This is a genomic window from Paenibacillus sp. ACRRY (genome assembly GCF_022346995.1).
Lineage (GTDB): Bacteria > Bacillota > Bacilli > Paenibacillales > Paenibacillaceae > Paenibacillus.
Genome location: NZ_JAKRNM010000001.1, coordinates 985,154 through 1,006,792, shown reverse-complemented (window position 1 = coordinate 1,006,792; position 21,639 = coordinate 985,154). Strand labels below are relative to the sequence as shown.

Sequence of the window (21,639 nt, the reverse complement as noted above, 5' to 3'; positions counted from 1 at the left end):
AGTGACCTCCGTATCTATAATTTTACCTGCTTACGCAGGAAAAGAGAGGAGTAATCTCCTCTCTCCATGTAGCGAAAAAATTAGAATGCCCAGTTACCTTGCAGGAAGATCGGTTCTTCTTTGCCTTCGGAAGTGACACCGTGAATGTTCATGTCAGCCGATCCAACCATGAAATCCACATGGGTAAGGCTGGAGTTCAAACCATTATCGATCAGTTCCTGCTTCGACATGGTTTTGCCGCCTTCCAGGCAGAATGCATAGGCATTACCGATGGCCAAGTGGTTGGATGCATTTTCATCAAACAGGGTGTTATAGAACAAAATGTTCGTATCGGAAATTGGTGATTTATGAGGAACAAGAGCTACCTCACCGAGATAGTGTGCACCTTCATCCATTTCGATGAGATTTTGCAGGGCGTCATGTCCTTGTTCGGCAGTAAAATCTACAATACGGCCATTCTCGAAAGTAAGAGAGAATCCATCGATCAGATTACCACCATAGCTCAGTGGCTTGGTGCTGCGAACGGTGCCATTGACACCCGTTTTCAGCGGAGCCGTAAATACTTCCTCTGTTGGCATGTTGGCGATAAAGACATGACCCTGTTCATTCACACTGCCACCGGATACCCAGATGTGTCCTTCAGGAAGCTCGATGGTCAGATCCGTTCCAGGGGCAGTATAGTGAAGTTTTTTATATTTTTTCGTATTGAGCAGGTCGGCACGGGAATCCAGGTTTTGCAAATGTGTTTTCCATTCGGAAACAGCATCCTGTTCGCCAATACGAACGGTTTTGAAAATAACATCCCACAACTTATCCACTTGCTGCTCCGCAGGCAGATCCGGGAATACTTTGGCAGCCCATTCTGGAGATGGGACCGCAACGATGGACCAACTGAATTTATCAGCCATCTGATAGGCACGATATTTCTCCAGTGCTTTTCCGCGCGCTTTTTGACTGGTCACGATACGTTCTTGAGCCACACCATTTAAGAGATCAGGGTTCTCCGCGATGACGTGCAGGATGGCAGCACCTTCTTCAACGAGTTCGGTCATTTCGCCCGCAAACCATTTTGGTTCGATAGAGAATGCCTCATCCGGTGCGAGATCATAATGAAGACGTGTTACGGTTTCATCACTCCAGTTTACTTTGACCAGCTTGGCACCTGTTTCATAGGCAGCCTTCACGATCTTGCGTACAAAATGTGCTGCAGTGATTGGTGCATTTACAACGAGTGTTTGTCCAGGATGGACGTTTACTCCCACCTTGACAGCTAGTTCCGCGTACTGCTGCAGATGAAGCTCAAAATTATTATTCATGCTATATTCTCCTCCTGTATATAAGGTTTTCGTAGCTCGTTCACTGGAACATGAAGCCCTCATTTCATGTATGTAAGGATACTCCCGAGGGCCTTCATTTGAATAAGGTATACGTTGCTACGATATATATTGTACAATTAACCAATAATAATTACCAAACTAGGTTTACCATAATTGTTGTAGACCTGTTACAGATGAGAGATTAAAGGAGTGTATGTTGGTGAATATCGAAATTATTCGTGCCGAGATGCGTCGGGAAGACGAGAAATCCTATATTGGAACAACCGTTTTTCGTGCAGAAGGGGAAAAGTCCATTTATGAGGTAACGTTCATGAGCAAGAACGGCAAAGATTGGGATTATAGCCTCCATTTCACGGAGCAATCCGGTGATGAAGAAGAACTTCTGCGTATGGACGAGCTGCTCGAAAACGACGACGATGTATATGACAAGCTGCTTGACGCGGCTTTGGATGCCTTTCCTGCATAATCTGAACAGAGGAAGTTGTTCTATTATGTGAATGAACAGACTATACTAGACGGTGTGTGCCCGAACGGGTATGCATCGTCTAATTTTTATTAGATGAGAGGAATAGATATCCCAAAAAGGGGCAGTCTATGGATGGCAAACAGAGGGACAATCGCCTGAATGGGAGGTAACCGTGGATGACATCTGACAATCTGATCACAGCAGGAATGACGGGGCTTGAAGAAGTCGCGCATGATATCCTCAGTCTGCGTACATTATTTGTTAATGTAGTATTCATCGGTGAACCGGGAAGCAGGAACTGGATTCTAGTGGATAGCGGGATGGCGGGATTTACAGATCATATTGTGCGGATCGCTGCAGAACGGTTTCAGGGACCACCGTCCGCCATCATATTGACACATGGTCATTTCGACCATGTAGGTACTGTGATAGAGCTTGAACAGTTCTGGGGTGTGCCGGTTTTTGCCCATTCACTGGAGTTACCTTATTTAACGGGCTTTAAAGATTATCCACCAGCCGATCCTTCCGTAGGTGGGGGACTGATGGCAAGATTGTCTTTTGCCTATCCGAATGAAGCAATTAACCTGGATGATCGTATCTTCAGCCTGCCGGAGAATCATACGGTACCTGGTATGCCTGGATGGCGCTGGATCCACACACCAGGACATACACCTGGTCATGTGTCGCTCTTTCGCGAGGAGGACCGTTTCCTCATTGCGGGGGACGCCATTATTTCGGTAAAACAGGAATCGCTATGGAGTGTGCTGCTGCAGGATGAACAAATGCATGGCCCACCTGCATACTTTACAACGGACTGGGACGAGGCTCATCGATCCGTTCATGTAATCAGGAACTTGGAGCCGCGCGTAGTGGTCACAGGGCACGGACATTCGCTGACAGGTGATTTCTTGCGTGATTCGCTTGAGCAGCTAGATATGAATTTCGAACAGAATGCTGTGCCGGAACACGGCAAATATGTCGATTAAACGAATCGGAATTGCCATTTAGAGGACAGCCGCCGACAGCGCAGCTGTCTTTTTTGTCGCCTGACGATGAAAATGTTCTATATCACAGATTGGTATTTTGTGCCCAGTCATGATATATTCGAGCCGTATAATATAACCCTAGTATGCAGGAGGTACATATAACAATGACACAGCAGAATTCAGCGTATGAGGAGCAATTTGGCGGAATTCCGGCGGTATGGCTTCGATTCAATCAATTTGAGGTGGCCGTAATCCCAAGCGTGGGTGCTAACCTGGTTGCGTTTCGTGATACAGAGCGCGGTCATCGCTATCTTCGTGAACCTGATTTGAATAATATGGATGCATTCAAGGCTGCTCCGGCCGTTTACGGCATTCCCGTTCTTTCTCCACCGAATCGATATGAAGATGGCCGCTTTCCTTGGAATGGCGAAATCTATCAATTACCTGTGAATGAACCTGCTACGGGCAATCATTTGCACGGATTTTTGCACGAAGCAGAATGGAAGGTAGAAGGATATGGAACGACTGAACTGGAGAGTTATATCCTGCTGAGCCAAGAAATAAAAGAAGGACACCTTTTCCATCAATATTTGCCATTCACGTTCACGGTAACGCTTCGCTATTCTCTTGACAGCACAGGGCTTCAACAACAGCTGAAGGTTCGCAATAACGGGAAAGAGCTTATGCCCAATTTGTTTGCGTTCCACACAGCCATTAATGTGGCCTTTGTACCCGACAGTGATGTGTCGGATTATACCACCAAAATCACCATTGGTCAGCGCCGTGAGCTAAATGAACGTTCTTTGCCTACTGGCCAATTTCAACCGCTTTCACCGAATGAGGAGAAACTAAAGGCAGAAGGTGTCAGCCCATTCTTCGAATCCATGGATAATCACTATACAGCGGAACCACAGAATGGTCGAAATTATATGGAGCTCACGAACCAACGTACAGGGGATAAATTGGTTTATGATGTGGGAGCATCTTACAAACACTGGATGATCTGGAACAACAACACGGAAGGTGGATTCTTCTGTCCTGAACCCCAAATGAACTTGGTTAATGCACCGAATGTACAAGGCCTACCAGCCGAAGAAATCGGATTAATTGGACTTGAGCCTGGTGAGATCTTTGAACAAGCCAGTCGTTTGTATCCAATCTACTCGTAAATTCATTGATCAATAATCATTTGCGTGTTTTGATGTACGCTTACAATTTTGTCGAAAAGGTGAAAACCTGAACGAAAATCATGTATAATATGACAAGATAATTAAATTTTCGAGAGACATAATTCATCTTTTTGGAGGAGGAAAATCAAGTGGAATACCGCATTGAAAGAGATACGCTCGGAGAGATGAAGGTACCAGCAGACAGACTATGGGGAGCTCAGACGCAGCGCAGTAAGGAAAACTTCCCGATTGGTCACGAGCATATGCCGATGGAAGTCATTCGTGCACTTGCCATTTTGAAAAAGAGTGCTGCAGCGAGCAACCATAAGCTCGGCAAGCTGTCTGCTGCCAAATCGGATGCGATTGCCTATGCAGCGGACGAGATCATTGCCGGTCGGATTGACGATCATTTCCCGCTTGTTGTATGGCAGACTGGAAGCGGCACGCAATCCAATATGAATGTGAACGAAGTCATCGCCAATTTGGGTAACCAACTTCTTGAACAGAAGGGCAAGGAAGAGCGTTTGCACCCGAATGACGATGTTAACATGTCCCAGAGCTCCAACGATACGTTCCCGACAGCCCTGCATGTTGCAGGTGTACTTGCTGTCGAAGACCAGCTCTTGCCAGCGATTGCTGTACTCAAATCCACCTTTGCAGACAAATCCGAAGCTTTCAAGGATATTATCAAAATTGGTCGTACCCATCTGCAGGATGCTACTCCTATCACACTCGGACAGGAGATTAGTGGCTGGGAAGCAATGCTGGACAAGAGTGAGCGCATGATTCGTGACAGTGTTCATTATATGAAGGAACTGGCCATTGGTGGTACCGCCGTGGGAACAGGAATCAATGCTCATCCTGACTTTGGCGATTATACAGCCAAGGAGATCGGAAAACATACAGGTAAGGATTTTGTATCGGCACCGAACAAATTCCATGCACTTACAAGTCATGATGAAGTCGTTTATGCTCATGGCGCTGTTAAAGCGCTTGCAGCTGATCTGATGAAGATTGCCAATGACGTGCGCTGGCTTGCAAGTGGTCCGCGCAGTGGACTCGGAGAGATCCGTATTCCAGAGAATGAACCGGGAAGTTCCATCATGCCGGGCAAAGTGAATCCAACCCAGAGCGAAGCACTGACAATGGTTGTAACGCAAGTGATGGGGAACGATGCAGCCATCGGATTCGCGGCAAGTCAGGGTAACTTTGAGCTGAATGTGTTCAAACCGGTCATTATCTACAATTTCCTCCAATCCGTACAACTGCTTGCGGACTCCATCATTGCTTTTAACGATAAATGCGCAGTAGGTATTGAACCTAATCTGGATCAAATCGAACATAACCTGAACAATTCGCTTATGTTGGTTACTGCTCTTAATCCGCACATTGGATACGAGAATGCAGCCAAGATTGCGAAGCTGGCTCACAAAGAAGGATTGTCTCTGAAAGAGGCTGCTTTGCAGACCGGGTTGCTTACCGAAGAGCAGTTCGATCAGTATGTGGATCCGGCGAAAATGATTGCTCCGAAAGCTTAAGTTTTTTTACAGTTAAAAACGCTAGAGGAAGAAACGGCCTGAATAAGCAGGTCGTTTTTTCTTGTTAAGAATATGTCTAAACCTTCTTGACTATGTATGAATTCCGCACAGCTTACAACCTCAGAACATTCAGACTTTATCTATATCACCGAAATGCGTTTAACCCCAGAATGACAACCTTGAACTATGTCAATGTCGAAATAAGATTAGATCGGATATAATGCTTGTCAGACTTCATGTATCCATATAAACTACATAAGCAGATCTAAATTGTTGTGCGGTGAATTGATTGATTCCATTGGAGGTTTCCGCGTTGTCGAAGAAGAGAAGGTTTACGATACGCTCCAAAATTTTGTTGGGCTATCTAGTGGTTGTGATGTTATTTGGAGCCGCCTTGCTGGTTCTATCGGCTCAGATTAACGAATTGCAAAAAGAAAACGATTTTATAAGTCATCATGACCTCGAAGTACATAACCTGACCAATGCCATTGAGAAGGATGTACTCGATATGGAGACAGGACAGCGAGGATTCATGCTAACAGGTAAAGACAGCTACCTGGAACCCTACAACCATGCACTCTCGGAGTGGAATTCGAACTATGACCAGTTATACGGGCTCATCAGTGATAATCCATCCCAGCAACAGAGTTTGCAAACGATTAAAACGCATATTGAACGCTGGATTGAGGTTGCAGCAGAACCGTCCATTGAATTGAAAAAACAGGGTGATCAGGAGCAAGTGATTACGTTTTTTCAATCCGATCCGGGTAAGAACGAAATCGATTTACTTCGTTCTCAACTTACAAGTTTTCGGAATACCGAAATTGCTTTGACGGAAGCACGAGTAAGCAATCTTGCTGAACGCAGTTCAACCCTGCTTACGATCATGTACACCCTATGGGCTGCTATTGCTGCATTTTCAATCGGAGCAGCGATCATGGTGTCTGGTAATATTGTTAGAACGCTGCGCGACGTAAGACAAACCATTAGCGATATTTCCCAAGGGGGCAATTTAGCAGAACGGATTCATGTGCGAACAGAGGATGAAGTAGGTGACCTTGGACGGGAGACTAACATGTTGCTCGATAAGGTGCAGGAGCAGAATCGGGTGAAGGATCAGATTACGAATATCGCCACACTCCTGCAGAACCCGACTAATCTGGAGGGATTGTCACGTCTGTTCCTGAGCGAGCTTGCCACTCTGCTGGAGGTTCCCTACAGTGTACTGTACTACTCAAAAGATAATCGGCTGTTGCGCGTAGCTGCTTATGCAGCAGACGGGGACAAAGAGCGCTCCATTGGCAAAGTATCACTTGCACCGGGCGAAGGGCTTGTAGGTCAAAGTGCGGTGGAGAAACGGATACTGCGTATGAATGATCTGCCGCAGAACTATATTCGCATCTCTTCGGGACTAGGCCATGCTTCTGCAACATCTCTTACAGTCGTGCCTGTGATCTTCGAAGGCCGAACGATCGCGGTGATAGAACTGGCTTCATTAAAGCCATTACAGGAGAAAGAACTTGAACAGCTTAGTGAATTAATAGAAATCTTCAGTGTATCTCTCCACTCCACGGCGACTCGCATGGAACTGCAGCAGTTATATGATGAATCCCAGGTACTGAACGAGGAGCTTCAAGCTCAGTCGGAGAAGCTTCAGGTGCAGACCGAGGAAATGCTGTCACAGACAGAAGAACTGCAAATGCAAACCGAAGAGCTACATATGCTGAACGAGCGCCTGGAAGTGCAAAAAAATGCAGCCGAGAACTCAGCGAGCGAGCTTGCGAGTGTAGCTGACCAACTGCGGACAAGTTCGGGATACAAATCCGAATTTTTGGCTAACATGTCACATGAGTTGCGTACCCCGCTGAATAGTATGCTTATCCTGTCCGAGATTTTGGCTGAAAACAAACATGAGCACTTGAGTAGTGAAGAACAAAAATACGCATCTGTCATTCATACTTCAGGCAAAGATTTGCTTAATCTGATCAATGACATTTTAGATCTTTCCAAAGTGGAGGCAGGTGAGATGGACATTGATCTTGGCGATGTTTATCTCGGCGTGCTGCCGGAAACGATGAATCAGTATTTCTTAAAAACCGCTGAGCAGAAAGGAATCGACTTCAGGATTCAAATGCAAGGCCATTTGCCGGAAACCATAGTCACGGATGAGATGCGCTTGCATCAGATTCTAAGAAACCTGCTCTCGAACGCATTCAAGTTTACACACGAGGGCGAAGTTGCCCTGACTATCTCCCGAATGAATCTGGCAAGCCCGGAGGCTGGTGGCCCGGAAACGGATGTTATTGCTTTCTCGGTCAGTGATACGGGGATCGGCATTGCTGACGATAAGCTGCTGCAAATCTTCGACGCATTCAAACAAGCGGATGGTGCGACTGCAAGGAAATACGGTGGAACCGGGCTCGGTTTGTCCATTTCCCAATCCCTTGCCACTTTGCTTGGAGGTTCCATTTCGGCGACCAGCCGAGAAGGACAGGGCAGTGTATTTACCCTTTTCTTGCCATTGAGACCTGAGGAGCCTGAGACAAAGAACGCTTCACGACTATTCCTGAACGAGGTAGCTACAACGATTCCAATCGTGGGATCTCTGTCTAACACATCAAAGGATGAGATTCTGCTGACACCTCTGGAAGAATCACTATTAAGGGGACGCCAGGTTTTTGTCGTAGATGATGATATTCGCAACGTATATGCCCTTGCGAATGCACTTGAACAGTATGGCATGCATATCATTACCGCCCAGAACGGGTATGAATGTCTCGAGATGCTGGAAAGCGGGGAAGCCAATCCCGATATCATTTTAATGGATATCATGATGCCGGAATTGGACGGTTACGATACGACACGTCAAATTCGGGAACGATTGAAGCTTACCAAGCTGCCGATCATTGCATTAACGGCTAAAGCCATGAAAGAAGATCGTGATAAATGTATTGCAGCAGGAGCTTCGGACTATATTAGCAAGCCGCTGAATATCAAAGAGGTACTATCCCGAATGAAATTATGGCTAAGCCCGGAAACGCTAGAGATTTAAGAACTTATTTATCGTAAATCAATCCATTCAATACACGATATAAAGCCAATGATACATTGCCAAGCTCAGGCTGCAATGTTGTCATTGGTTTTATTTTTATCATGTAAGCTCTAAATTCAAAATTGATGTTATAATACTTAACAAATAGTTTGATTCTGATGAATAAAATGGGTTGTGGACCATGGAATGGGCTTTTTATTTCCATATTAAGAGAAAAGTATAACGAGTTGAGTTATATATATGGGAGGTCGTGTCTATGCAGCTTACGGTTAAAGAGGCTTTGCAAGTATACCCGTTATCTGAGGCCAGGCTCGTTGCCGGCGGGGAAGGGACTTCACGGATGATGAAATCCGTTAACGTCATGGACGCTCCAGATATCGCGGATTGGATTAAATCCGGAGAGTTGCTGTTCACTACTGCTTTTATCATGAAAGACAACGAAACCGATGCGCTTCGATTAATGCGGCGACTGAATGACCGCGGATGTGCAGGACTCGGCATTAAACTTGGGCGTTTCTGGCAGTCCATTCCTCAAGGGTTTATTGAAGAAGCGGATCGTTTACGCTTGCCGCTGCTGGAGCTGCCATTTCAATTCACCTTTTCGGATCAAATGAATGCTTTGTTTAAGGCGGAACATGAGCGTAGCCACCGATTGCTGCATGAAGTTGTACAGAAACAGAAGAAGCTGATGCATTTTGCATTACAACAACAGCAGCAGCATCGAAATGTGTTTGCCGAGCTTGCGACCGTATTAAACTACCCGCTTGCAGTAATAGGCTCCCGAGGACACGTACTCTATGGTAGTGAGGGCATGACCGGAGAGTCATTGGTGCAGGGCTGGCCATGGAAATCCGTCATGCATCGCGTGAAATGGAATCAGGGCAGTTGTCATCGGGTTCCCATCAAACAAAATGATGAAGAGTATGGGTTCCTGCTCGTGTTTACTGATTCAGCACTTTCCCTGCGGGCAGAGGAAGAATTATTTCAGCAGGCCGCGGACGTACTGGCTTTTTATATGGATATGACCTACCGGGAACACATTAATCCGACCGTGCAGGATGAGATGCGTACACTGTTAACCCAATACCTCGATAACAAAATGACAGTGGAAGAGTTGACCAGACTGAGTGAGAACAAAGGCGTTCATCTGTTTCAGGGTACCTATCAATGCGTGCTCATTACGCTGGAACCTTCGGTCTTCGCCGAGGGGAAACTGCTGAAGCAAATTCATCGTGAACTGCAGTATAATCCATTGATGCAATTTACGGCGTCGCAGCATTTTCAGATGGAAGATGGCATTTTGTCAATTTATACATGTCCGACAGGGCGCGATTATGGGGAGGAACTATCGGGGTTTCTGCTCAGTCGCTTCGCGGATGTATTATCTGCCCAGGAGGCAAAAGGAGCATCTGTGCCGAGATTCTGGATTAGCAAAATGAAACATGAGCCCAAATCATTGCGTGAAGCTTATCAGGAATGCCTGGATACTCGGCAGCTGGCACGTCGCTTCGGAATGAAGGATCGTGCACTCCAGTTTGAGATGTTGGAGTTTGCCTATGTGTTCCAACATGTCCCGGATAACATTATGGAGAATTACTGTAATAAAGTATTGGAACCCCTGCTGGCTAGAGATGGCGACCCTAATCACATATTGATGAACACACTCGAATCTTTCATTGAGAATGATGGACTGATCAACGAAGCTGCGAAGCAGCTGTTTGTTCACCGCAACACCATTACCTATCGCATGGAGAAAATCGGAAGCCTGCTGCAGATGGACTTTAAGAAAACGAATGACTTGCTAAAGTTAAAACTGGTATTTACGTTCCGTAAATTTGGCCGGGATAAAAGAACTGCAAGACCATAAATATGCATTAGACAGAGAGTGAACGGATTCCATTTAGAGATACACAACTCGAAGAAATCCCTCCATTCCGACATTTGTGCTTCATTACAATGATAATAATACAGAACAAGAACCGTATGCCCCTTATCAGGCGTACGGTTTTTTTAGTTTATATGACATGGGTACCCTTAATCCCTGTGCACAGATAACAGTTCACGAATATGATGTTATGTTATATTACAAAATTGCGTAGATATTATTGCTGCATCCTACCCTGAACCTTAGAATGAAGAACAACAATTCACAAAAGACCGGAGGTTCTGACATGAGCGATTTTATGAAACTCGTTAACAGCTGGTCTGTCACACAGTTCGTGCATACCTTTGGTAACTTATTTGAGGAATCACCGTGGGTAGCTGAACGTTCCTGGACTTTGCGACCCTTTGATTCATTGGATCACATGATGAATGTCATGAAGAATGTTGTTGAAACGTCTGACGACAAGGTCATCTTGCAGCTGCTGTGCAACCATCCTGATCTCGGCGCAAGAATCAGCATGAGCAGCAATTCGGTGAAGGAACAAGCAGGTGCAGGACTGGACTCCCTCTCTCCTGAGATGTATAGCGAACTGAACCAATTAAACAAGGAATATACAAGCCGATTCGGCTTTCCATTCATATTGGCGGTAAAAGGTCATACTGCTCAATCCATTCTCGAATCGATGCGTCAGCGTCGCTCACGGAATAGGGATGAAGAATTTCACACGGCTTTAGATGAAGTATTCAAAATTGCATCCATCCGTTTGGAGAAGTGGCTGGTTCAAATTGGGCATGAACATGAAATTAATCCGAAGCCTGCTGTGGTCCCCAAACGAACCATGTATTACGGCAAAGGCGACGTGTGGTTGTATCGCTCCTATGCCAAACCGCTAACCGGGATCGGATCAATACCGGAATCCCCATTTACCGGAAGAAGCAACGTTCTCTTCGGCATGAACATCAAGGTAGCCGTACAAGGAGATGCATTCTTGCCTTCGTTTAAGGAAGGAGATAATTCCAGTATCGTGGCAACGGATTCCATGAAGAATTTTATTCTCAAACACGCTGCGAGCTATACCGGGGCTACGGTTGAAGGTTTTCTTGCGTATGTGAGTCAGCTGTTTCTTAAGACATACCCTCAAATGATGAAAGTCCAGATGACAGCGGATCAGATCCCTTTTGAAGATGTACCCATCGGAGCCGATGGAAGTTATCGATCAAGCACGATAGTATTCCGTTATTCGCAAAATGATCGGGGTACGGCTGCAATAGAGGCTGCGCGAAACGGTAATCAAATTGAGCTGAGTAACCACTTCAGCGGTGTAGCTGATCTGCGACTCATCAAGGTTAAGGGTAGTGAATTTGCGGGATTTATCAAGGATGAATATACCTCACTGCCTGAGACAAGAGATCGTCCCTTATTTATTTTTCTGGATATCAACTGGCGGTACCACGACCCAAAAGATGGAATGGACGATATGCGCGGACGGTATGTGGCCGCTGAACAAGTAAGTGATATTGCTGCTGCCGTGTTCCACGAATGCCGTTCTGCATCCATTCAACATTTGTTGTATCAGATCGGACTCCGTGTATTGAAGCGATTCGAGCAATTGAGTGAGGTATCGTTTGAATCCAACAATCGGACGTGGGAAACCGTGCTGGAAGAAGTAGCTGAAGGAGAAGGCAAGGTGTATACCGAGCCCAGACCGCCATACGGATTTCAAGGGTTTTCAATGACCAGGAATGATCTTGAAACAGATGGCAATGACTCGAAGAGAGTAGGTAGATCGTAATGGCAAAGGCTGGAGGACGCATAACTACACATGTACTGGATACATCCAGAGGAGTACCAGCCGAGGGAGTTCGGATCGTACTGCATCTTGTACAAAAGGATGGAGAGTCGGAGTCCAGATTAAAAGTTACTGAATCGGTGACCAACGGTGATGGCCGTCTGGATGCACCCTTACTGGATGGAGGCCGTCTGGAACAGGGCATTTATGAGCTTCATTTTGACGTCGAAAAGTACTATGCGACTCGTTCACCCGAAGAATCGGTGGAAGCATTATGGACGGTTGTACCGATCCGTTTTGCCGTATCTGATACTACAAGTCATTATCATATCCCTTTACTAATCGCTCCAGGAGGTTACAGTACATACCGCGGAAGCTGAAGAAATTTGAACACAGGTTCTAACACAGGGAGGGCATCCAAATGACAAATTTCGATTCGATCATCCGAGGGGCCCAGGTCGTGTTAAGAGATCGTGTGCAGGAACTGGATGTTGGTATCACAGATGGGAAAATCACGGCTTTGTCCACGCAACTGAAGGTTGATGCAGGAACGGAAGTAATAGAAGCAGCTGGTTTCACCGTTATGCCTGGCGTAGTGGATATCCATGTTCATTTCAATGAACCGGGGCTGGCCAGCTGGGAAGGGTTTCGTTCGGGATCGGCTGCGCTCGCTGCAGGGGGAATTACCACTTATGTTGATATGCCGCTTAATGGAGTACCCCCAACGACAAGTCCGGAAGCTTGGGATATGAAAATGAAGGCTGCCCAGGACCGTTCCTATGTCGACTATGCATTCTGGGGTGGACTGGTTCCGGGTAATCAGCAGCAGCTAATGAACTTAGCCGAGTCCGGCGCAGCCGGATTCAAGGCATTTATGTCGGAGCCGGGCGGAGAAGGAGAGGACATCTTTGCGAGAGCCGATGAGCAAACGCTTTTGGACGGAATGCATGAGATTGCGAGGCTCAATCGCGTACTTGCCCTTCATGCCGAAGATGAGGAAATGGTTGCAGAGCTTGGTGCGAGAAGCATTGCCGAAGGAAAGACAGGACCAATGGATTATGTGAAATCCCGTCCTGCGGAAGCTGAAGTCTTAGCCGTGACCAAGGCGCTTCAATATGGAGAACAAACCGGGTGTCCGCTGCATTTCGTGCACATCAGTACGAGAGAAGCATTAGAACGAATTGCGGAAGCCAAGGAGCGCGGTCAGGACGTCACCTCGGAAACTTGCCCGCATTATCTGACGCTCACAGAACAGGATGTAGCTCGGTTGGGTGCTGTGGCGAAGTGTGCTCCACCTCTCCGCAGCAGCGCCGAACAAGAGACATTATGGGACGCGCTGGCATCCGGGCTTATTGACGTCATCGCATCCGATCATTCACCGTGCCCACCATCCATGAAACAGTCGGACAATTTTTTTGAGATATGGGGCGGTATTTCCGGTGCGCAGAGCACGCTGCTGATCATGCTGGATGAAGGGCATCTTGGCCGCCGTGTAAGCTTGCCTTTACTCGGAAGGGTTCTTGCTTTGCAGCCTGCCAGAAGGCTGGGGCTTGAGAACAAAGGAGAAATTGCGATCGGTAAAGACGCGGATCTTGTGCTTGTTGATTGGAATACGAGTACCACATTAAAAGTGGACGATCTGCTATATACCCATAAACAGAGTCCGTATATCGGACGTACATTCGCTTGTGCCATAGCAGAAGTGTTCTGCCGAGGGACCAGCGTATACAGCTCAAAGGGAGGGCTACCCCCTAATCCTGCAGGGCAGTTTATTGCTGCTGGCTCTTACGGGAAGAGTGGAGAACACGGAACGGAGGAGTATCATGACCGAATTTGAAACGTTCATGGGTTCCGGGACGGAAGAGCCGACTTTTCCCTTGCCGCAACTGGCAGAAGTGAAGCTGCAAGCCATGCTGGATTGGCTGTCTACGTTCGGAGCTGATGCCAAAGGCGGTGTAACTCGCCTGCTGTATGACAAAGCCTGGTGCGAGGCACAGCATGCGCTAGCTGCGCGAATGGAGCACATGGGACTGTCTCCCGAATTCGACCAATCCGGCAATCTATATGGCACGCTACAAGCCGCAGATTCTGCAGCAGGGGATGAGCAGCTCCCCATTGTGACCGGATCGCACATTGATACTGTCGTTTACGGTGGAAGATATGACGGCGCCTACGGTGTAGCGGCAGGAGTACTGGCCCTGGAGTACTTACGACGACACTTCGGGGCGCCCAAGCGTACGCTTCAAGTGGTCTCGCTATGTGAAGAGGAAGGAAGCCGATTTCCATTTGCGTATTGGGGATCACGAAGCATTACGGGAATTACCTCTCTTGAAGACATTCAACATTTGACGGATAAGGACGGAATACCTTTCTCACAAGCGATTCGCGAAGCCGGATTCGGGTCAGACAGTGGTTACAGACCGGCTGCTCAAAAGTATGGTGCCTTTATCGAACTGCATATCGAACAAGGTCAGGTGCTTGAACGACTTGGTCATTCGATTGGAATTGTATCCGATATCGTTGGCCAGAAGCGATTGAGCATTTCGCTTAGTGGCGAAGCGAATCATGCGGGTACAACGCCTATGTCATGGCGCAAGGATGCACTGGCAGGAGCAGCCGAGATGATTACGGCGGTTAGAACGATTGCTATGGCAGCAGGTGAACCGCTTGTGGCAACGGTCGGCCGAATCACTGCTGAACCTGGTGTAGGTAACGTGGTCGCGGCACATGCCGAATTCTCGCTTGATATCCGTCATATCCGGCAGGAGAGTATCGATCGGTGCTGGCAAGACATGCTCCAGGCCTTTCTCCAGATTGCATCCAAACTGCAGCTCGAATTGAACTGGGAAGAACACTTATCAGTTGCTCCGATTCCAATGAACGAACAGATTACAGCGGATATTCAGAACATCTGCAAGCAGGAGCAGCTGTCCTATATGCATATGCCTAGCGGAGCTGGTCATGATTCACAGATTTTTCAGCCTGCCTGCCCGACAGCGATGATCTTTGTACCAAGCCAGGCCGGGATCAGTCATAGTCCCCTTGAATTCACAGCTGAGGAGGACCTGATGCGAGGATTTCGGGTTCTCGTTCAGCTGCTCTATAAATACGGTTACGGGAGTTGATTGACCATGTCCAGCTATAGAGAATTATCCCCGTCCTTACGAACCATCATGACCCCGGGGCCAGTTGAAGTCGACCCGAGAGTTCTAAGGGCTTTGTCATTCCCGATCCTCGGACAGTTTGATCCGGAGTTTACGTCACTGATGAATGAAACGATGGCCATGCTGCGTGAATTATACATGACGAACAATGAGTGGTGCTATCCGGTGGATGGCACCTCACGTTCCGGCATTGAAGCAGTGCTGGTTAGTCTGATCCAGCCGGGGGATAAGGTGCTGGTCCCCATATACGGACGATTTGGACATTTGCTTGTAGAAATATCGGAGCGCTGCGGTGCCGATGTTGTATTCATCGAAGCTACTTGGGGATCGGTCTTTGATCCGGAAGAAGTAATCAAGGCCATTCATACTCATAAGCCAGATCTAGTGGCCATGGTTCATGGAGAGACATCGACCGGTCAGATGCAACCTCTCGCCGAGATTGGCAAAGTGTGTCGTGAATTGGATCTTCTCCTCGTCGTTGATGCAGTTGCTACCATCGGCGGTACGCCCGTTAAGACGGATGCCTGGTATCTGGATGCGGTAATGGGAGGAACTCAGAAGTGTTTATCCGTTCCTTCCGGCATGGCCCCGTTGACATATAACAGCCGCGTGGAGAAAAAACTGATGAGCCGCAAGACTGTCGAACGCGGGCTCCGTGACGCGACAAGCGCTAGGGCAGAGGGACGAACCATTGCAAGCAACTATTTTGATCTGAGTCAGCTGCAGGATTATTGGAGCTCTGCCCGGTTGAATCATCATACAGAGGCTACATCGATGCTCTACGGTCTTCATGAAGGTCTGCGAATTTTGCTTCAGGAAGGACTGGAAGCCCGTTTCGAGCGGCATCGGATCAACGAAAGCGCGCTCGTCGCCGGAATTCAGGGTATGGGACTTGAGATATATGGAGACATGTCCAGCAAACTTCCGGTGGTTACGTGTATCCATATTCCTGAAGGAATTGATGGTGAAACGGTTCGAAGCATGCTTTTGCATGATTTCGGCATCGAAATTGCGAGTTCATTTGGTCCACTTAAGGGGAAAATTTGGCGGATCGGAACGATGGGCTTCAGCTGTCAGCGCAAAAACGTACTGCATGTGCTTGGTGCCCTGGAAGCTGTTCTGCTCCGTCATCGCCACGGTCTGCCTGCGGGTGAGGCAGTGCAGGCAGCACTCGACGTTTACGCCGGAAAGGAGGGAGCCTTATGTTAAATCATATGCCCGTGTCCAGAGAGGTGATGGTCACCTCGCCACATTATCTGGCAAGCGCGGTTGGAAGCTCGGTTCTCCAGATGGGTGGTAACGCTTATGATGCAGCTATTGCCGTGAGCGCAGCACTTGGCGTAGTTTATCCGCACATGACCGGACTTGGCGGAGATGCCTTTTTCCTTATTCACGATGGAGCAAGCGGAGAAATTACCGCCTATAACGGAAGTGGCCGCTCGGCTGCAGGCATCCGTGCCGATACATTCAAAGCGATGGGCATGAACGCCATTCCCCAGCGCGGGGTGCTAAGTGCGATAACGGTTCCTGGAATGGTGGATGCCTGGTGGGAAGTGTGGTCCCGCTATGGGCGATTACCATGGGAGCAGCTGCTTGAACCAGCCCTGCAGTATGCGGAGAAGGGGTGTCCTGTGTCGCGCAATCTGCGTCTGTGGCTGGAACGGGATGAAGATTTCATTATGGGGCATTCGCCGCTGCGAGCGATATTTGCCCCTAAAGGCATACTTCTTCAGGAAGGTGAGCTGCTCGTACAGACCGAACTCGCTGCTTCCATTCGCCTGATTCAGGCGGGAGGACGGGATTCTTTTTATACAGGAGAGCTTGCAGATCGTCTGACTTCAGCGATTCGAGAAGATGGCGGCATGCTGGCACCACAGGACTTTGCAGCTCACAAAGGAGAATGGGTAAAGCCAGTCAGCACGGAATACCGGGGTTATCAGGTTCACCAAATGCCTCCCAACTCGCAGGGTTTCTCCATATTGATGATGTTAAATATGCTCGAACACATAGATCTCTCTTCCGTAGGTCGTACTTCGCCGGAGTTCTACCATCTGATGGCTGAAGTGGTGAAAAAGGCGTTTCGTGATCGTGACCGGTATCTCACCGATCCGGATTTTCGTGAAATCCCGCTGGATCAGCTGTTATCGAAGACTTACGGGGATGAGTTATGGAATGAGATCCAGTCCGCACCTCCAGTAGCACAGCCTTTCTTGTCCAAAACGATCGGGCAGGATACAGCCTACGCTGCTGTAGTCGATCAGGAAGGCAACGCCGTCTCGTTTATTCAAAGTCTGTACTTTGATTTTGGTGCAGCCTACGTTCCGGGAGATACGGGCGTAATTATGCAAAATAGAGGGTCCTTTTTCTCACTCGATTCAACAGATGCGAATGTGCTTGAACCAAATAAACGTTCTTTTCATACCCTCATGCCTGGTCTTGTCACCCGAGACGGGAAGCCTTATATGCTTATGGGTACACAAGGCGGCGAAGGTCAGCCTCAGACGCAGTTATCCGTACTTACTGGCGTTCTGGACTATGGCCTGACCATTCAGGAAGCAATCGGTCTGCCACGCTGGGTCTACGGACGGACATGGGGTGAAGAAGGCGACACGATGCGGGTGGAGAATCGCTATCATGATGACGTATGCGAGACGCTGGCCAACTGGGGGCATAACGTGGAGATCAGAGCTCCATGGGATGACATTATGGGCCAGTCGCAAGGAATTGTTATCCGTGAGGATGGCATGATTAGTGGTGCTGCTGATCCCAGAGGAGATGGCATGGCCATCGGTTGGTAACCGCAGTTGATTGCTGCTTGGATTGGTTTTGGTTTCTCATGAAACAGCGCAAAAAAAGACATAGATACGATAGGGGAGATTATCATGGGAACGATCCTGCTGAAGGGTGCACAGCTTGTCACGATGAATGCGGAAGAAGACGTATTTACAGGCGATCTGCTGATCGAGGATAACAAAATCAAAGAGATTGCCGAGCGTATTGACGTTCAGGCTGATCAGGTCATTGATGCTCGTGGCAAAGTCTTGCTGCCAGGCTTCATTCAGACACATATTCATTTGTGCCAGACACTCTTCCGCGGCCGTGCGGATGACCTGGAGCTCATGGATTGGCTTCGTCAACGGATCTGGCCACTCGAGGCAGCGCATGATGAGGAATCCGTCTATTATTCAGCGATGCTTGGGCTGGGCGAACTGATTTCGAGTGGAACCACGACCATTTTGGATATGGAGACTGTGCACCACACGGATTCGGCTTTTCAGGCGATGGCACAGAGCGGCATTCGGGTGATATCAGGCAAGGTCATGATGGACCATGGCGACGAAGTGCCTGAACCGCTGCGTGAAAATACGGCAACCTCGCTGCAGCAAAGTGTCGACTTACTGGAGAAATGGAATGGTTTCGGAGGCGGTCGCATTCAATATGCGTTTTGTCCGCGATTTGTCGTTTCTTGTACAGAGGAACTGCTCGTTGAAGTACGTGATCTTTCGAACAAGTATCATGTGAAGGTGCATACGCATGCTTCGGAGAATCGTGGCGAGATTGAACTGGTTGAACACGAACGCGGAATGCGTAACATTGTCTATCTGGATCATATCGGACTGGCAACCCCACGTCTGGTCCTTGCACATTGTGTCTGGCTTAGTGAAGAGGAAAAGGAAATTATTCGTAAGCGAGGGGTAAAAGTTACCCACTGTCCCGGCTCGAATATGAAATTGTCATCGGGTATAGCGGAAATTCCTGACCTGCTTAACCGCCAGATCGCAGTGGGAATCGGTGCGGACGGCGCACCATGCAACAATAACCTGGATATGTTTCAGGAAATGCGTCTGACAGCATTAATTCAAAAGGTTCCTCATGGGCCTACGATCATGGATGCACGCACGGTTCTGCGCATGGCTACGATGGGTGGTGCCGAAGTGCTGGGGCTGTCGAAGGAAATTGGAAGTCTGGAAGTGGGCAAAAAGGCAGACATATTGTTATTGGATCTGGATGATTTCCATACGTATCCTTCGTATGAGACAGATGTTTATTCCCGCGTGGTGTACTCCGCGACTCGGAGCTGTGTGGACACGGTTATTATTGATGGAAGCATTGTGCTCAAAAACCGCAAGATCCAGACCATAGACCGTGGCATCGTGCTTCGCGAGTCGGATAAGAGCATTGCACGTTTGATGAAGAGAATCTGAGTTAGGAATTTTCAGAGGGAAATGTTGTATAACTGCTGCTCGCAGAAGACTTTTCGGAAAGGTGGAGACGAATATGGAAATGCATGATCTGTGTGCAATTGCAGCAGGTGAGGCCCGCTGTGTACTTGCAACGGCGGTCAAGGTGGAAGGTCATGCTTACCGTAAGCAGGGAGTCTCTATGCTCTTGACCGAAGATGGCAGAATGTATGGCAGCATCAGCCCGGGATGTCTCGAGAGTGATCTGCAAGCGCGTGTTAAACATGTGCTGGACACGAGACACATGGCATTTGCCGAATACGACATGCGCCCTGAAGATGATCTCTCTTGGGGAGAAACGATTGGCTGCGGAGGATTGATCGTCGTCCTGCTGGAACCTGTCTGCGGCGAACTGAGAAGTGCATTAACTGAGATGCACGATTGTTTCAAATGTGGTTCAGCTGCCGAGTTTACCCGTTACTTTCAGCATAATTATTCCCTTATTCAATATGAATGGCATCGAGTTGATTCAATCGATAGGAAACTTGTTCCTTCCATAGATGTACCGCGCATGTCTTCCGATTCATACAGGACAGAAATTGATAAGGACGTAAAATCAAATGAGGCAGAGTACTGGAACCTGCCTTTACAGATAAAGACCATATACACTCCTAAACCGCGTCTTATTATAATCGGGGCGGGAAATGATGCGATACCTGTTGCCACGCTTGCGAGGGTATCAGGATTTCGTGTCATCATTGCTGATTGGAGAGAGGGTCTGTGTACGTCCGAACGGTTTCCGGATGCAGATCTTGTTCTTGGCTTTCCCGCTGAAATCATACCTGTGCTGAATATACGACGTGGGGATTATCTCATACTGATGAGTCATCAATTCCCACGTGAACGTGAATTCTTGGAGCTGCTGTCGGGAAGTGAATATGCTTATCTCGGTATTATGGGGTCCAGAACACGGACAGCACGTCTATTGAATGATTTACCAACGGTACCCAATCTCCATTCTCCGGTAGGTCTCAGTATCGGGGCAGAGGGTCCAGAAGAGATCGCCATTAGCATTGCTGCTGAACTGATTGCGTGCAAGCGCGCTGCTGTGACTGAAGACTGCTCTGCTCAAAGGGGGAGTACGCATGCGAGTAACGGGCATTCTGCTCGCCGCAGGTAAGAGTACCCGTCTTGGCCGGGATAAATTAGCAGTTGTTATGCCGGATGGGAGAGCATTGGCGGCCTGGTCGCTTCAAGCGGCACTCGATTCCGATCTGGAACAGGTCATCTGTGTGGTGAAGCCGGAGGATTCCTTGGCATGGCTTCCTGAGAACATACTCCACGTATCTGAATGTTCAAGCACCTATAGGAGAGGGACTAAGCTTCAAATTGCTCTCAGTACAGAATATTCCTCTGGTATGGCCGCATCGCTTCAATGTGGTCTTAAGGAAGCCACGGAGTACGGTGCTGAAGGTGTAATGATTCTTTTGGCTGACCAGCCATTAATAAGGGCTCAGGATATTAATCAGGTTTCGGCAGCACTGTCATTGAACAAACTGTCTGATTATGCAGCTGCTGCGGACGGCGAGAGGCTGAAGCCTCCCGTTGCCTTTCGCTCCCATATGTTTGAACATCTCCTTGCTCTTGGCGGAGATGAGGGGGCGCGGAAGATTATGCGCAATGACACCTTCTCAGGAACGCAGGTAACTTTGCCTGACTTTTGTTTCTGGGACGCTGATACCGAGTCTGAACTGAAACGCATCATGGATTATGTAAATGAATCAGCTCAAATGAAGTAACTTCGACCCAATAACATGTCCCCTCAATTGAATACAAAGAGTCGTAGGTTATCTACTTATCTCTGCTCTCTTAGCATAAACAGGTCATCCAGTTCGTTTGGTTGGCCTTTTTGTGTCGTTTATAGGATTTCACGTGAGATACAGTGTTAGGTATCGTAACTCGTATCATGCATGAAGCACAAAACGTGGATCGTATTTATACATTTATCCAAATCGATGTGAAGCTAATTGACGCTACTCCTTTAGTCTCATATGATTTGAAGAATTATCTGG

General features: G+C 48.0%; 16 protein-coding genes. 15 read left to right on the top strand and 1 reads right to left on the bottom strand.

Going from position 1 to position 21,639, the window contains the following annotated elements; all coding sequences use genetic code 11:
• Positions 1 to 80: 80 nt before the first annotated feature.
• Positions 81 to 1,316 (bottom strand): aminopeptidase, encoded by a 1,236-nt coding sequence (locus MH144_RS04280; RefSeq protein ID WP_239297817.1) that lies wholly within the window; start codon positions 1,314 to 1,316, stop codon positions 81 to 83.
• Between the two features lie 214 nt (positions 1,317 to 1,530).
• On the opposite strand from MH144_RS04280, the gene MH144_RS04275 reads away from it, so the two are divergent.
• The 15 genes from MH144_RS04275 (at position 1,531) to MH144_RS04205 (ending at position 21,366) form a co-directional block, all read left to right on the top strand.
• Positions 1,531 to 1,803 (top strand): hypothetical protein, encoded by a 273-nt coding sequence (locus tag MH144_RS04275; RefSeq protein WP_221192408.1) that lies wholly within the window; start codon positions 1,531 to 1,533, stop codon positions 1,801 to 1,803.
• A 176-nt stretch (positions 1,804 to 1,979) separates the two neighbouring features.
• Positions 1,980 to 2,789: an MBL fold metallo-hydrolase gene (locus MH144_RS04270; protein ID WP_239297816.1), complete on the top strand. Its 810-nt coding sequence runs from the start codon at positions 1,980 to 1,982 to the stop codon at positions 2,787 to 2,789.
• Positions 2,790 to 2,953: 164 nt separating this feature from the next.
• Entirely contained in the window at positions 2,954 to 3,958 is a 1,005-nt protein-coding gene (locus MH144_RS04265; RefSeq protein WP_239297815.1) for an aldose 1-epimerase, read from the top strand.
• Positions 3,959 to 4,107: 149 nt separating this feature from the next.
• On the top strand, positions 4,108 to 5,496 hold the full coding sequence (gene fumC / locus MH144_RS04260; protein ID WP_239297814.1) for a class II fumarate hydratase: 1,389 nt from the start codon (positions 4,108 to 4,110) through the stop codon (positions 5,494 to 5,496).
• A gap of 313 nt (positions 5,497 to 5,809) precedes the next feature.
• A complete protein-coding gene (locus MH144_RS04255) occupies positions 5,810 to 8,548 on the top strand; it encodes a CHASE3 domain-containing protein (protein WP_239297813.1) in 2,739 nt (912 codons plus the stop codon).
• A gap of 256 nt (positions 8,549 to 8,804) precedes the next feature.
• Positions 8,805 to 10,415, top strand: coding sequence for a PucR family transcriptional regulator (locus tag MH144_RS04250; RefSeq protein ID WP_239297812.1), 1,611 nt, complete (start codon positions 8,805 to 8,807; stop codon positions 10,413 to 10,415).
• A 304-nt stretch (positions 10,416 to 10,719) separates the two neighbouring features.
• The gene (gene pucL / locus MH144_RS04245) at positions 10,720 to 12,225 is read left to right on the top strand and encodes a factor-independent urate hydroxylase (RefSeq protein WP_239297811.1); all 1,506 of its coding nucleotides are present in this window, start codon (positions 10,720 to 10,722) and stop codon (positions 12,223 to 12,225) included.
• Positions 12,225 to 12,602 (top strand): hydroxyisourate hydrolase, encoded by a 378-nt coding sequence (gene uraH, locus MH144_RS04240; RefSeq protein WP_239297810.1) that lies wholly within the window; start codon positions 12,225 to 12,227, stop codon positions 12,600 to 12,602. The genes pucL and uraH overlap by 1 nt, the downstream gene beginning before the upstream one ends.
• Positions 12,603 to 12,643: 41 nt before the next feature.
• Positions 12,644 to 14,059, top strand: a complete 1,416-nt coding sequence (gene allB / locus MH144_RS04235) for an allantoinase AllB (protein WP_239297809.1) — start codon at positions 12,644 to 12,646, stop codon at positions 14,057 to 14,059.
• Positions 14,046 to 15,347 (top strand): Zn-dependent hydrolase, encoded by a 1,302-nt coding sequence (locus MH144_RS04230; protein WP_239297808.1) that lies wholly within the window; start codon positions 14,046 to 14,048, stop codon positions 15,345 to 15,347. The genes allB and MH144_RS04230 overlap by 14 nt, the downstream gene beginning before the upstream one ends.
• 6 nt (positions 15,348 to 15,353) lie before the next feature.
• A complete protein-coding gene (locus MH144_RS04225) occupies positions 15,354 to 16,595 on the top strand; it encodes a pyridoxal-phosphate-dependent aminotransferase family protein (RefSeq protein WP_239297807.1) in 1,242 nt (413 codons plus the stop codon).
• Positions 16,589 to 18,184, top strand: coding sequence for a gamma-glutamyltransferase (gene ggt, locus MH144_RS04220; protein ID WP_239297806.1), 1,596 nt, complete (start codon positions 16,589 to 16,591; stop codon positions 18,182 to 18,184). The genes MH144_RS04225 and ggt overlap by 7 nt, the downstream gene beginning before the upstream one ends.
• A gap of 84 nt (positions 18,185 to 18,268) precedes the next feature.
• Positions 18,269 to 19,591 carry a 5'-deoxyadenosine deaminase gene (locus MH144_RS04215; RefSeq protein WP_239297805.1) on the top strand — a complete coding sequence of 441 codons (1,323 nt, stop codon included), beginning with the start codon at positions 18,269 to 18,271 and terminating at the stop codon, positions 19,589 to 19,591.
• A 73-nt stretch (positions 19,592 to 19,664) separates the two neighbouring features.
• Complete coding sequence (locus tag MH144_RS04210; protein ID WP_239297804.1) at positions 19,665 to 20,747, top strand: XdhC family protein; 1,083 nt, start codon at positions 19,665 to 19,667, stop codon at positions 20,745 to 20,747.
• On the top strand, positions 20,713 to 21,366 hold the full coding sequence (locus MH144_RS04205; RefSeq protein ID WP_239297803.1) for a nucleotidyltransferase family protein: 654 nt from the start codon (positions 20,713 to 20,715) through the stop codon (positions 21,364 to 21,366). Before MH144_RS04210 ends, MH144_RS04205 begins: the two co-directional genes overlap by 35 nt.
• Positions 21,367 to 21,639 lie beyond the last annotated feature (273 nt).

Bases quoted from the DNA above. Each gene is read 5' to 3' on its own strand.
- MH144_RS04205 (WP_239297803.1), top strand. From the start codon at position 20,713: ATGCGAGTAACGGGCATTCTGCTCGCCGCAGGTAAGAGTACCCGTCTT.
- MH144_RS04230 (WP_239297808.1), top strand. From the start codon at position 14,046: ATGACCGAATTTGAAACGTTCATGGGTTCCGGGACGGAAGAGCCGACT.
- MH144_RS04225 (WP_239297807.1), top strand. From the start codon at position 15,354: ATGTCCAGCTATAGAGAATTATCCCCGTCCTTACGAACCATCATGACC.
- MH144_RS04215 (WP_239297805.1), top strand. From the start codon at position 18,269: ATGGGAACGATCCTGCTGAAGGGTGCACAGCTTGTCACGATGAATGCG.
- uraH (WP_239297810.1), top strand. From the start codon at position 12,225: ATGGCAAAGGCTGGAGGACGCATAACTACACATGTACTGGATACATCC.
- MH144_RS04270 (WP_239297816.1), top strand. From the start codon at position 1,980: ATGACATCTGACAATCTGATCACAGCAGGAATGACGGGGCTTGAAGAA.
- MH144_RS04265 (WP_239297815.1), top strand. From the start codon at position 2,954: ATGACACAGCAGAATTCAGCGTATGAGGAGCAATTTGGCGGAATTCCG.
- allB (WP_239297809.1), top strand. From the start codon at position 12,644: ATGACAAATTTCGATTCGATCATCCGAGGGGCCCAGGTCGTGTTAAGA.
- ggt (WP_239297806.1), top strand. From the start codon at position 16,589: ATGTTAAATCATATGCCCGTGTCCAGAGAGGTGATGGTCACCTCGCCA.
- MH144_RS04210 (WP_239297804.1), top strand. From the start codon at position 19,665: ATGGAAATGCATGATCTGTGTGCAATTGCAGCAGGTGAGGCCCGCTGT.
- pucL (WP_239297811.1), top strand. From the start codon at position 10,720: ATGAGCGATTTTATGAAACTCGTTAACAGCTGGTCTGTCACACAGTTC.
- MH144_RS04250 (WP_239297812.1), top strand. From the start codon at position 8,805: ATGCAGCTTACGGTTAAAGAGGCTTTGCAAGTATACCCGTTATCTGAG.
- MH144_RS04280 (WP_239297817.1), bottom strand. From the start codon at position 1,316: ATGAATAATAATTTTGAGCTTCATCTGCAGCAGTACGCGGAACTAGCT.
- MH144_RS04275 (WP_221192408.1), top strand. From the start codon at position 1,531: ATGTTGGTGAATATCGAAATTATTCGTGCCGAGATGCGTCGGGAAGAC.